Here is an 11056-nt window from a genome sequence, read left to right on the forward strand (position 1 = left end):
GGCTATGCGGCCTCCGCGTTAAGCTGCGTGTCGATGCGCGTCCGCGCCCAACCCGGCATTTCCGTGAATGAGATGTGCTGGTCGAACCCGTCGTAACCGGGCCACTCCTGGCGGCGCAGGCACTCGCGCAGAACCTTGATGCCCTGCAGCGCCTGGCGCTCGCCGAGATCGATGTCGCTGTCCTTCAACTGCATCACGCGGACGTCGTAAGGCGCGGTCTTCTCTACGAAGACGAAGGTGAAGGACGTGAACGCGTCGGCACCAAGCACCTCGCGGACGATCAGGCGCATCAAGCCAGCCTGGACGTGGTAGCCGTGGCTGTAGATCGCCTTGGCGATGCTCTCGTCGTCGACCGACGCCGCGGTCTTGAGGTCGACGAAGTCGCCGCCGTCCATCGGGATGACGTCGGGCCGGGCCTTGAGCCAGATGTCGCCGGCGCGATGGAAGATAGACCGCTCGATCTTGCCGTTCAGGATGCCGATGCGAACGGCTTCCTTTTTCGACAGAGCGTCGCGCATGTGGCGGATATGGCCGATCTCGGTTTCGGTGATGACGGTCTTGCCAGCGGTCGCCTGCTTCGCCAGCCATTCCTTGCAGGCGTTGGCGTTAGCGTTCCAAGGCTTCCAGGCGCCCTTGTCGTCCTCGTACTTCGCCGGCCGCAGAGCATAATGCTCCGCGAAGCCTTCCTCACCGAGCAGGAGCATGTGAGCGGCTTTGCCGAAGTTCAGGGCCGGCTTCTCGTCCTGCTCCTCGGCGTCCGCATTGTACGGGCTCGACCACCAGTATTCGGACGGGCGGCGCAGGACGGCACGAAGTCCGCTCGAAGAGATCGAAAACCCGTCGAACAGATCGGTGTCGCGGTGATAGGTGTCGATCGGCACCATGGCGTAGACGCCATCGGCCGTGATTTGCTTGCCGTCCCACCGGCGCTCCTTGCCGAGGTTCTGGACGACGCGCGCCGCAGCATTGCCGGCGAGCTCGAATGCTTCGTCGTTCGCGTGCTTGTTCATCGCAGTTCCCTTTCGTCCAAATCGTTCTGGATGCGCTCGAGGAGCTCCTTGGTGCCGCCGGTGCCGAACTCGGCGCGCAACTGACGCAAGAGCTGGCGGGCGCGGTATTCGAGAAAGCCGAGAGCGTGAATGTCGGGCTCGACCGGCTGCTTCTTGGCGCTCATGCCCACGGCCCCTTGTCGACGATGGAGACGAGAAGGATCGCAGCGGCGATCAAGCGGAAGGGATGGACGATGGCGAAGTGAGTGAAGCCGGTCATTGCACAGCGCTCCGATTGTCGAATTCGCTGTTAGGACCAAAGACCGCCTCTGCCCGCAGGTTGACGAGATAGCCGGCAGCCAACTCTTGGCGGGCGACCTCAAGCGCGACATCGACCGACCGGATGAACCGTGCCACCCAATCTTGACTATTCTCTCCACCCCACACATCGCAGACGACTAGTTTCTCATGTTCGCTCATCACAGAATGGCTCCAGTGTAGGCGGCAACCAGAAGGCAGCCGGCGAGAAAGGCGAGGAAAAGGGCGGAGGCGGTGCGGATCATGCGGCCGCCTCGCGGACGATCTTGATTTTGCGGATGACCGCTCCCGGCCGGCGGGCAGCGGCTTCCTTGCGGGCCTGCGCTGGCGTTTCAGCGGAGACGTCGATGGGCTCGGAGCCGTCGAAGTGGACGCGGAAAACCATCACGCGCCTCCCAGCAAATGGCCGCGACCGGCTGCGATCATGTCGCGGCGATAGGCGCTGTCGTCAGGCCCGCCGCTTTCCATCAGGCGCTCTTGTCGGTCCTGCCATGCGGCCTCGGCGCGGTTGTCGGACATCGCAGCGCATTCACCGGGAATGTTCTTGGCGAGGTTCGCGATCTGGTCAGGGGTCAAATCCCACTCATCCAGAAGCTGGCGGCAGATGTCGGTGAGAGCTTCGTTGGGGTAGGTCATGCCGCCTCCGCCATCTGCCTTTCGGCGACTTCGTATTCCATGACCGCAGCGTCATAGGCGCGCTGGGCCACCGCCAAATCGTCGGGCCGGCGCACGGTCCGCGCTTCCTCGATCGCGAGCTGCGTCTTGGCCGTGTCGCGGATCATGCGCAGATCGCGGAGGGGCTGGGGCAGGGCGGCAAGCTCGGCAGCGCGCCTCGCGTCGATTTCGGCATACTTGCGCTGGCGCAGGACGGCACTCTCGATCCGGGCAAGGCAGTCGTCGATCGACCGGCCGTAGCCTTCCTCACTGCCAGCGCGCCATTCCCAGCCGTCTCCATGCACGCGGACCCAGCCGACGCGCTCGCCGGTGTCCTCGTCCTCGACCCAGCGGACAGCCGGTGTCGCGCCAAACGTCGCCGATACCAGCGCCGTGGTCAGGTCTTCTGCAGTGGTGCGAAGTGCGGACATCGCTGCTCTCCATCTGTGCCAGCCTTGCCGGGGTGGCGGGTGGCTGATGGAGGGAATATCGCAGAAAATGCGATGCGCTACAAGAGGGCTTATCGAAAAAAATGCGATATGAGATTGACCGCGCCAGATCGATGCGCGAAAAAGAAAGCCCGCCGAAGCGGTTCAGGCTTTCGGCGGGCGTTGGTAGCGGTTTTGACCGTGGGACGTTTTATCCGCTGCCAAATCTCGGCTTAGTTATAACATAACGCGCCGAGGCATCAATTGAAAAACCTCCCAACGGGTTCCGGAACCTCCCAAAATCCGGGGCTTACGTGCCGAGATGCTTCGAGAGATCGGGCTAACCGGCATATGGACAGCATGAGGTTAGTAAGCGCGGGCTCTGAGACGGCCTTCCTCGTCTGCCAAGGCGAGAATAAACGACGAAAGCGGTGAGGTTCTGGCGCGAATGCCGGTTCACAGCCGGGAGTGCAGGCCCCCAAGACGCCACCGGGAGCATCCGGAAGTCAGCCTGGTCGATAAAGCGCTGGACCCCTGACAGGCTCAGGTTGGAATGGGATCGGATAGGTTGAGGGCCATACCTCACCCTCCGTCTTAATTGATAGCTATGCCTGAAGATCGGGTGAAGTCTGAAACCAGAAGGAAGGTGCTATGCGGGTTCTGATTTGCGGTGGCCGAGACTTCGGAACGTCCACCGATGAGAAACACTGGATGCTCGACCAGCTCACGCGATTGAATGCCCAGCACGGGTTCTCCGCGATCATCGAGGGCGGCGCTCCTGGCGCTGATACGGGCGCTCGCATCTTCGGTGAGATTTCGAGCATTCCAGTCGAGACGTTCCGGGCGGACTGGCGGAAGCATGGCCCGGCCGCCGGCCCGATCCGCAATCAGCGCATGATCGATGAGGGCAAGCCCGATGTCGTCATCGCATTCCCGGGCGGTCGCGGCACGGCAGACATGGTGCGGCGTGCTCGTACGGCGGGTCTCCGGGTCATAGAGGCGTCAGCAAAAGAAAACCCCGCCGAAGCGGGGCCGTCGTGTCCAATTTCTACGAAAATTGGTCAGCCTGCTTGAGGCGGGGCAAGTACCCGGATTTTCCCAGCTTCGATCGTCGGCCCACCATCAAATGCATACGTTACAGTTATTTCACCAGCGGACGGCACCTCAACAGGCAGCCCGGCCATGGCAAACACTGCCGGGGCATCACTTGAGGTAATATCCGTGTCGCCTGTAGCCTCAAATTTCGAGCGACCGGTTGGACCGGAAAGGACCATGTGAAAATGATGTTTTCCCTTCGCGAGCCCATACACGCGAGTCCAGAGCGAAATACCAAGATTTGCAGGCATGACGCCAGGGACAATATCTGAGCCATACACTCCGATCAAAATATGCTTGCCTGTATTCTCTAAGCGGACATCATCGCAAAACACTGTTTCTGCGCGGATTTTCAATTTGTAGTCTCCAGCCGGTTTGTCCGGGCAGTGGTCACAGCACCTACTCGAACAAACGTATTGGAACCCGTTGTCCCCGAGCTTGAGCGATTTGCAGCTGGGTAATCGCTGTGTTGTTCGGCCGTCGGCAAATTATTGCAGCCACGATCAGCGGGACGATCCAAGTCGATCGAAAAGTTTGGATTCCCGCGGAGAGCCCAAACCAATTCCGCGACGCTTTCGAGCGTTAGGTTGCTATAGCCAGACAGGCATCGGTGAATACGCGAGCGATCTACGTCAAGCAGTGCCGCCAACTGCTGCTGAGTGAGGTGATCAGTAGCCTTCCTCGCCAGAAAGGCATTTTGCAGCTGACTGCCAACATGAGAGACAAATCTCGCGACGGATTCACTCTTCTCGTCGAGCAAGAAGAAGTGGCCGTCTTCCAATTCATTCTGAGACAATGTCGGCCTCCTTTGCTCCAGCTTGATATTTTGGTTCGTCAAGATCGGTGTCGGCTCGGTGTAACTTGGCATCGATGCGGTGCCGCTCATAGAGCGACTTGTCATTTTTGAGGTTCTCGAAAAGGTCACCCTTCACAGCAATGAAGCAATCTCTGGTTGGAACCCATCCGAAAAATCTCAGGTCGGGTGTCCTCATTTCCCAGATATCATCGGACGAGGGGCTCATTCTTTGGAACATCCTCGAACCGATGAAGGCATGCCCCGCATTGTAAGATTGAAGGATTGCCAACGCTTGCTGGGCCGGGGCGATATGGTCTCGATAAAACGATCTTGCCGCCTTAACATCAGTGTTCAACCATCCAAGAAACCCCGGATCTGCATAAAAGCGACGGTCTTCAAATTCCGTCCGCTTCAACCGCACACGTACGCGGACAAGCACTCCGGTAGCTGCTAGCTCATCAAGTGTTGCCATATAAGTCAACAAATCCCAAGCGGCAATAACCCATTATGATTAACGATTGGCAATTGGCGGCAGCCCATCATGCCTCGCCTTCCTCGCGCACCTTCCGGCCCTTCTCTGTCAGCCGGAACCAGAACTGCATCCCGCGGCCCGGCACGAGTTCGACCAAGCCCATATCGACCAAGCTATCGACGGTCCGCTGTTCGTGGCCGATGAAATAGTTCAGTTCCCGCCCCACGCTGTCCTCATGATCGAACCCGTCGTCCAGCTTGATCATCATGCGGATTTGCGCGGTGGAGAGGTCGGACAGGCGGGTCATGCCGTTTTCAGCTTCAACTGACCCTGCACGCCGCCTTGGCGCTCGATCTGGTTCGTCATGCGGCGAAGCTGGTTTGCGCGGATCGTCACGTAGATCTCGCCCACCCATTCAAGCTCTTGATCCTCGATCGGATGGTCGTTCCAAGATTCGAGCGTGTAGCCCCGCGCGCCGCGCCGGATCGTCTTGAGGAAGCGCCGGCCGTCGCGCGTCCGTACCGCCGCTTCCTCGCCAAGGAATGAATCGGTCCCGCGCTTCTGCTCGCGCCAAACGATAATCACGTCGCCCTCGTCATAGCGGGGCAGCATCGAAATACCTTTGACCTGGAACGCGATCATGTCGCCTGGCAGCGGAATGCGCAGCGTGATCTGGTCGAGGCCCTCCGGCGGCGTCTGCTCGAAGTCGGGATCGATCTGCGCGCCCGCTCCGACGAAGCCCATCAGCGCGACGGTGCTGGTCGGCTCTTCGATGTCCTCGGGATCGCGGTAGAGATCATCGGGCGTAACGCCGAGAGCGTCGGCAATCGGCATCTCCCTCTTCGGCATGATCCGCGTGTGGCTGTTTTCGATACGGCTGATCGTCTGCCACTGGACGCCGATAGCGTCGCCAAGGTCGGTCTGGGTCCAGCCCTTGGCCTCTCGGAGTTCTTTGACGCGGTTCTTCATGCCGCAATCGATATCAAACATCGCAAAAAATGCGTATCGCACGAAATGCGATCTTAGAGGTTGACGATATCGCAAAAACTGCGATATAAGGCTTGAAAGAACGGAGCCTGTTGATGTCCCTCAAAGATTGGCGCGAAGCGAACGGATGCAGCACCCAGCAGCTCGCAAAGGAGCTTGGTCTGGATGAGAAGTCCGGACCGGGCACTGTCTGGCGCTGGGAGACTGGCCGCAGCCGCCCCGACGCCGATGTGATTGCCAAGATCACCGAAATCACGAGCGGCGCAGTCACCGCCAACGACATGCACGAGACGCGCCTCGCGTTCCTCCGCTCGAAAGAAGACGAGAGCGCCAGCGAAGAGGCGGCCGCATGAGCGTGATCTTCCTCAGGGCTGATCCATACTGGATCGACATGATGGTGCCGATCGCTGCATCTGATGCCGCGAACCTCTACTGGTGCTCTGACATACCAGCCGCCGAAATCATCGACGCGTACGCTCCCGACCTTCATCCCAACCAAATTGCGTCGTTGGCCGGCGCCGCGTTCAGCCCGTTCGTTTGCGAGGAATGCGATTCCGCTGTCATCGTAGCCTCGCGAACTAAGGCGCAGGAGCTTTTCAGTCAGGAACGGCGTCGAGCGCGTCGACCCGGACGCTGGGATCGATGGAGCCGGCTGCTTTGCTCCGATTGCCGCCAAGCCCGCCGCGATCGGGAAATTGCCCCTCTTCTCAGAGAACAGCACAGTCGTCAGCGTCGCGAGACGGAACTCCGCACGATGCCATATCAAGAGTATCTGCGGACGCCAGAATGGGCCGCCCGTCGAAAGGATGCGCTCCGCCGAGCACGGTTTCATTGCCAGACATGCGCAGGCGGCGGGCAGCTTCACGTTCACCATCGGACATATGTTCGTCGCGGCGCTGAACATTCGAGCGACCTGATCGTCTTGTGCGCCGACTGCCACGACCTTTTCCATAAGCACGGCAAGTTGGCCAACGGTGGCCGCGCGTTCGCCTCCAAAGTGGAGAACGCCACCCGCCGCACCCCCGCTACGGGAGAAGCGCAGCCATGACCCCTAACAAGCTGGAAATCATCATCAGCGACGTGCGCGGGGTAGGGCGTTTCCTTCGCCAAGTCGTCGCGATCTTCGCCTTGCTCGTCATACCGGTATCGATCGGCATCGCTGTCGAGAGTGCGCCCATGCAGTGGGTCGGCTTCGTCTGCGGGATCATCCTGCTCTTGTCGTTCGCGCACAAAAGCAACGGGCAGCACAAGTTCAAGACGACCGACGAGGCTCGCGCCTTCCTCGACAAGATCGATCGCGGGGAGGCGTGAATGACCGTCTCTCTCACCCACGCCGTTGCGGTTGCCGTCGAGAAGTTCGCAGACTGCGGACCTGGCAAGTGGTGGTTCGTCCATCACCCTGACGGCTTCCTTATCGAGTGCGCCCTTCAACAGCGCGCCGAACAGATCGCGGCCGAGATCAACGCCGGCCGTTCCACTTCGCCTGACAAGTTTTGCGTACAGGCGAGCGCCGACCGTGACGCTGGCCACATGCCAACATGCGCGCTCACCCCGCGAGATGACCTCACGGTCGGCACCGATTCCCCAGAGCGCGAACCGGGCAACCCCGAAGTATGCGCGATCTCCCCCATGCGTTCCCATTCTGGGGATAGCCGGCCGGCGGCGCATGACCCCCTCAAATCCTACGCGACTAGCCCGGCCGGCGAATCTATTCAGCGCGAGCGCAAGCCCATGCGGCCTCTTTGCCAGCGCCCAGGCATGTGCGGCGGCTACGGCCGGAAGCATTGCGGACCCTGCGAACGTGCGGCGGGAGTGGCGGCGTAATGGCGTACATCCCGAACCGCACCTGGACCGTGGCCGATGTCGATAGGGTGACTGATCTCGGCTTCAACCACTATTCGATCTCCGACATTGCCATGCTGGTCGGGCGCTCCGTCGAGGACGTGCGCAAGCTGGTCGTTGAGAACGGGATTTTCGTGCGGCCGGATGACAAGGCGGGGTCGCGATGAGCTACCTCCACTGGCATGTCGGCATGAAGGTCGTTTGCGTCGAAGGCGCCAACCGAGAACACGGCTACGGCGATGAGAAACTGCCGGAGACAGGGCGGGTCTACACGATCCGCGAGATCAAGCCGTGCATGGGGTCGGGCGTTGTTTGCATAACGCTCCGAGAGATCGTCAACGAGAAGCGGACCTACTTCCAAGTCGACCTCCGTCGTGAGGTGTTCGGTGAGTGTGCGTGGCCCGCCCATACCTTCCGCCCGATCCAGGACCGCAAGACCGACATCAGCGTCTTCACGGCCCTCCTGAACGATCAGAAGCAGAAGGAGCCGGCATGACCTGGTGGCTCTCATCATTCGTAATCGTTCTGGTTGTCGGCGCCATAGCCGCAGCGCGCGTCATGATCGGCAAGGCTCAAGCTGTTGCTCGAGACGAGTACGAGTTTGCGCGCGCGCCCATCGTCGACCACGAGCCGATCGTTTCTGAACTCCGGCGCGGCGGGGCGATCTGATGCCCCGTATGCCGGTCCAAACAACTCGAGTTGCACTGCCGTACGATCTTGGCGGGTCCTCTGGCCGTGCATTCGTCATTCCCTTTCTGCCTTTCGCCATCGAGCCGTTCAGGCCCGGTGCCGATGTCTCCAACGCTTCAAATCGTAGCGATGGAGACAGGGCATGTGTGACCGCAGACGGTGCGAATCCGCACCCAATGAGGGCGAGTTCATGAGCGAGAGTGCAGCAGCACATGAGGCGTTCGAAATGCTGAACGCCGCAACGCGACAGGAGTATCGCGGCTGGGGAGATACCCAGACCGCGGCGCGCGACAGGGCAGCAAGTAAGGCTGGGGTAACGCCGGCCCAAGCTGAACGGCTCTGGAAGCACTGGCGATCGATGAAGTCGATGAACGCCGACGTCTACCGGGGCCTGCGCAACAAGTACGGGCACCTGTGCTCGATCATCGAAAACGCCGCCGATGCGGTCGAGGCCAAGCGGCACGAAATCGAGGGAAATCATGCGTCTTTGGAACGCAGTCAAACGGCTGGCGGTCGAGCTGTGTCGGCTCGCCAGATCCACCATCAGGCAGATCGGTAGGCGGCAGATGAGCTATGCTTTCGCCGCCGCAGCCGCCGCTGCCATTGTCATCGCTCTGATCGTCTTCGATGCGAGCGCTCTTGGCATGTCGGAGCCTTCGGGCGTTCAGCGCGCGAATGCGTGGGGGTGGTGATGCGCCAGCCAACCCTCTTCGAAGGTTCTAAGCGTCTCGTATATGACGATGCGGTCGACCTGACAGTTCAATCCTTGCAGGCCTACGGACCGTCGCATGATCACTGGGCAATCGCGTGGTCGGGCGGGAAGGACAGTTCAGCCCTGCTCACCCTGGTCGTCCACCTGATCGACGTCGGCCGGATAACAGCGCCAAAGACACTGACCGTCTTTTATGCCGACACCCGACAGGAGTTGCCGCCGCTCGCGATCGCCGCGCAGGCGATAATGGCGCAACTCGCTGCGCGCGGCATCCGGTGTGAGGTAGTGACGGCGCCGCTCGACAAGCGGTTCCTCGTCTACATCCTCGGCCGGGGCGTGCCGCCGCCCAACAACAACACGCTCCGGTGGTGCACTCGGCAGATCAAGATCGATCCGATGGCGGGCGCGCTGGAGGCTCGCCTCGACACGCTCGACGGCAACATCCTGATGCTGACCGGTGTGCGGCAGGGCGAAAGCGCCATCCGCGACAATCGTATCGCGATGTCCTGTGGCAAGGACGGTGCTGAATGCGGGCAGGGCTGGTATCAGGAGGTCTTGCCGAACGCTAAGGGCATCCGCGGTCGGATAGCGACCCTGGCGCCGCTGCTCCATTGGCGCGTCTGCAATGTCTGGGACTGGCTGCGCATCTACGCTCCGATCAAGGACTATGGCGGATGGTCGACGGCCGCGATCGCCGATGCCTATGGCGGTGACGAGGCCGAGGAGAAAAATGCGCGCACAGGCTGTGCAGGCTGCCCGCTCGCTTCGAAGGACCTGGCGCTGGATACCATCGTCGCAATGCCCGATTGGTCGTATCTGGCGCCGCTCAAGGGATTGAAGCCGCTCTATCGCGAACTGCGGCTTCCGACCAACCGGCTGCGCAAAGCAGGCATCGAAACTCTCAAGGACGGCTCGATTGCTGCCAACCCACAGCGCATGGGCCCGCTCACGTTCGATGCGCGGCTGATGGGACTTGATCGCGTCCTGTCCATCCAGTCGGACTGCAACAACGGCGCTCGGCAGCAAAACCGACCGACTATCGATCTCCTCAATCGAGAGGAAGAAGCCCGCATCCGCGAACTGATCGCGGCCGAGACGTGGCCGCAAGGCTGGGACGGCGACGAGCCGACGGCCGACACTCCCATGGCATCGATCTTCGCCGACGGCTCCATGCAGCCGCTGCTGGTTTGAGGGAGCGCCCCGAATGACCTCCTCCCTCCGCCTTTTCATCATCCTCTCTCTCCTTTCCTCGGCAGGCATAGCCGGGCTCGCATGGAGTGGGATGCGATGATCCAGCGCGAGGAGGTCATTGGCGACTGCCGTTTGATCCTTGGCGATGCCATGTCGGTCATGCGCGACCTGCCGAAGGCCGATCTGATCGTGTCAGACGTGCCCTATTCTCTGACGACCGGCGGCGTCTCAAAATCGTCGAAAACGATGTCGGGCATCTTCGCCGCGCACAACTACCGGAACGACGGGCAGCTCATCATGGCGACCGTTCCGTTCCCTGAAATGATGGCCGCTTTCAATGACGCACTTGGCCCCGATGCCGACTGCTACGTCATGTCGAACGACAAAAACCTGCGGCCGATCATGAACGCCGCCGCTGCCGCCGGCTTCGGCCTCCACAATGTGCTCGTCTGGGATAAGGTCACCCCGACCGCGAACCGCTGGTACATGAAGAACCTCGAGTTCACGATCTACCTTTGGAAGGGCAGAGCGCGGACCATTAACGACCCGTCCTCAAAGCAGCTTCTGCGAGGCGGGATCGACAAGGCGACCGGCCACCCGACCGAGAAGCCAGTTCCCCTCATGGCCGAATATGTCCGCAACTCGTCGGCTCGTGGCGACCTGGTGCTCGACCCCTTCATGGGCAGCGGAACGACCGGAGTCGCGTGCGCCAATTTGGGCCGTAAGTTCATCGGCATCGAGATCCACGAACCGTTCTTCGACATGGCCTGCGAGCGCATTCGCGCGGCCTACGAGCGCCCCGACATGTTTATCGAGCGGGCATCGACGCAGGTCCAGCAGCCCCTTTTCGGAGGTGCCGCATGACCCCTCAATCAATCGATC

The 11056-nt window shown here is 61.0% G+C and carries 23 protein-coding genes; 12 read left to right on the plus strand and 11 right to left on the minus strand.

What is annotated here, in order from left to right; genetic code table 11:
* Positions 1–2 precede the first annotated feature (2 nt).
* From PZ895_RS07795 to PZ895_RS07820, 6 genes are all read right to left on the minus strand, one after another.
* Positions 3–1010, minus strand: coding sequence for a PD-(D/E)XK nuclease-like domain-containing protein (locus PZ895_RS07795; RefSeq protein WP_275838456.1), 1008 nt, complete (start codon positions 1008–1010; stop codon positions 3–5).
* Positions 1007–1174, minus strand: a complete 168-nt coding sequence (locus tag PZ895_RS07800; protein WP_275838457.1) for a hypothetical protein — start codon at positions 1172–1174, stop codon at positions 1007–1009. The genes PZ895_RS07795 and PZ895_RS07800 overlap by 4 nt, the downstream gene beginning before the upstream one ends.
* Positions 1175–1265: 91 nt before the next feature.
* On the minus strand, positions 1266–1469 hold the full coding sequence (locus tag PZ895_RS07805) for a hypothetical protein (protein WP_275838458.1): 204 nt from the start codon (positions 1467–1469) through the stop codon (positions 1266–1268).
* Positions 1470–1548: 79 nt separating this feature from the next.
* The gene (locus PZ895_RS07810) at positions 1549–1692 is read right to left on the minus strand and encodes a hypothetical protein (RefSeq protein ID WP_275838459.1); all 144 of its coding nucleotides are present in this window, start codon (positions 1690–1692) and stop codon (positions 1549–1551) included.
* Complete coding sequence (locus PZ895_RS07815; RefSeq protein ID WP_275838460.1) at positions 1692–1943, minus strand: hypothetical protein; 252 nt, start codon at positions 1941–1943, stop codon at positions 1692–1694. Before PZ895_RS07815 ends, PZ895_RS07810 begins: the two co-directional genes overlap by 1 nt.
* A complete protein-coding gene (locus PZ895_RS07820) occupies positions 1940–2392 on the minus strand; it encodes a hypothetical protein (protein ID WP_275838461.1) in 453 nt (150 codons plus the stop codon). The genes PZ895_RS07815 and PZ895_RS07820 overlap by 4 nt, the downstream gene beginning before the upstream one ends.
* Positions 2393–3040: 648 nt before the next feature.
* Here PZ895_RS07820 and PZ895_RS07825 point away from each other — a divergent pair.
* Positions 3041–3463, plus strand: coding sequence for a DUF2493 domain-containing protein (locus tag PZ895_RS07825; protein ID WP_275838462.1), 423 nt, complete (start codon positions 3041–3043; stop codon positions 3461–3463).
* On the opposite strand, the gene PZ895_RS07830 is transcribed toward PZ895_RS07825, so the two are convergent.
* The 5 genes from PZ895_RS07830 to PZ895_RS07850 form a co-directional block, all read right to left on the minus strand.
* Complete coding sequence (locus PZ895_RS07830) at positions 3451–3840, minus strand: hypothetical protein (protein ID WP_275838463.1); 390 nt, start codon at positions 3838–3840, stop codon at positions 3451–3453. The two genes, PZ895_RS07825 and PZ895_RS07830, sit on opposite strands and share 13 nt — an antisense overlap.
* The gene (locus tag PZ895_RS07835) at positions 3837–4280 is read right to left on the minus strand and encodes a helix-turn-helix transcriptional regulator (protein WP_275838464.1); all 444 of its coding nucleotides are present in this window, start codon (positions 4278–4280) and stop codon (positions 3837–3839) included. The genes PZ895_RS07830 and PZ895_RS07835 overlap by 4 nt, the downstream gene beginning before the upstream one ends.
* Positions 4267–4752: a hypothetical protein gene (locus tag PZ895_RS07840; protein ID WP_275838465.1), complete on the minus strand. Its 486-nt coding sequence runs from the start codon at positions 4750–4752 to the stop codon at positions 4267–4269. Before PZ895_RS07840 ends, PZ895_RS07835 begins: the two co-directional genes overlap by 14 nt.
* Positions 4753–4819: 67 nt before the next feature.
* Entirely contained in the window at positions 4820–5059 is a 240-nt protein-coding gene (locus PZ895_RS07845; protein WP_275838466.1) for a hypothetical protein, read from the minus strand.
* Positions 5056–5721, minus strand: a complete 666-nt coding sequence (locus PZ895_RS07850; RefSeq protein ID WP_275838467.1) for an XRE family transcriptional regulator — start codon at positions 5719–5721, stop codon at positions 5056–5058. Before PZ895_RS07850 ends, PZ895_RS07845 begins: the two co-directional genes overlap by 4 nt.
* A 113-nt stretch (positions 5722–5834) precedes the next feature.
* Between PZ895_RS07850 and PZ895_RS07855 the strand changes: the two genes are divergently transcribed.
* The 11 genes from PZ895_RS07855 to PZ895_RS07905 all read left to right on the plus strand — a co-directional run bounded on the left by PZ895_RS07855 (position 5835) and on the right by PZ895_RS07905 (position 11038).
* Entirely contained in the window at positions 5835–6092 is a 258-nt protein-coding gene (locus tag PZ895_RS07855) for a helix-turn-helix transcriptional regulator (protein WP_275838468.1), read from the plus strand.
* On the plus strand, positions 6089–6787 hold the full coding sequence (locus PZ895_RS07860; protein ID WP_275838469.1) for a hypothetical protein: 699 nt from the start codon (positions 6089–6091) through the stop codon (positions 6785–6787). Before PZ895_RS07855 ends, PZ895_RS07860 begins: the two co-directional genes overlap by 4 nt.
* Entirely contained in the window at positions 6784–7050 is a 267-nt protein-coding gene (locus PZ895_RS07865; protein ID WP_275838470.1) for a hypothetical protein, read from the plus strand. Before PZ895_RS07860 ends, PZ895_RS07865 begins: the two co-directional genes overlap by 4 nt.
* Positions 7051–7563 (plus strand): hypothetical protein, encoded by a 513-nt coding sequence (locus PZ895_RS07870; protein ID WP_275838471.1) that lies wholly within the window; start codon positions 7051–7053, stop codon positions 7561–7563. It abuts the gene before it with no gap.
* Positions 7563–7748, plus strand: a complete 186-nt coding sequence (locus PZ895_RS07875; protein WP_275838472.1) for a hypothetical protein — start codon at positions 7563–7565, stop codon at positions 7746–7748. The genes PZ895_RS07870 and PZ895_RS07875 overlap by 1 nt, the downstream gene beginning before the upstream one ends.
* Complete coding sequence (locus PZ895_RS07880; protein WP_275838473.1) at positions 7745–8077, plus strand: hypothetical protein; 333 nt, start codon at positions 7745–7747, stop codon at positions 8075–8077. The genes PZ895_RS07875 and PZ895_RS07880 overlap by 4 nt, the downstream gene beginning before the upstream one ends.
* Entirely contained in the window at positions 8074–8250 is a 177-nt protein-coding gene (locus PZ895_RS07885; RefSeq protein WP_275838474.1) for a hypothetical protein, read from the plus strand. The genes PZ895_RS07880 and PZ895_RS07885 overlap by 4 nt, the downstream gene beginning before the upstream one ends.
* Positions 8251–8461: 211 nt before the next feature.
* Entirely contained in the window at positions 8462–8830 is a 369-nt protein-coding gene (locus PZ895_RS07890; protein WP_275838475.1) for a hypothetical protein, read from the plus strand.
* 7 nt (positions 8831–8837) lie between these two features.
* Positions 8838–8963: a hypothetical protein gene (locus tag PZ895_RS07895; RefSeq protein ID WP_275838476.1), complete on the plus strand. Its 126-nt coding sequence runs from the start codon at positions 8838–8840 to the stop codon at positions 8961–8963.
* Positions 8963–10174 (plus strand): phosphoadenosine phosphosulfate reductase family protein, encoded by a 1212-nt coding sequence (locus PZ895_RS07900; RefSeq protein ID WP_275838909.1) that lies wholly within the window; start codon positions 8963–8965, stop codon positions 10172–10174. The genes PZ895_RS07895 and PZ895_RS07900 overlap by 1 nt, the downstream gene beginning before the upstream one ends.
* A 96-nt stretch (positions 10175–10270) precedes the next feature.
* The gene (locus PZ895_RS07905; protein ID WP_275838477.1) at positions 10271–11038 is read left to right on the plus strand and encodes a DNA methyltransferase; all 768 of its coding nucleotides are present in this window, start codon (positions 10271–10273) and stop codon (positions 11036–11038) included.
* Positions 11039–11056: the final 18 nt, after the last annotated feature.

Source organism: Mesorhizobium sp. YIM 152430 (assembly GCF_029210365.1).
In the GTDB taxonomy this organism is placed as follows: domain Bacteria; phylum Pseudomonadota; class Alphaproteobacteria; order Rhizobiales; family Rhizobiaceae; genus Aliihoeflea.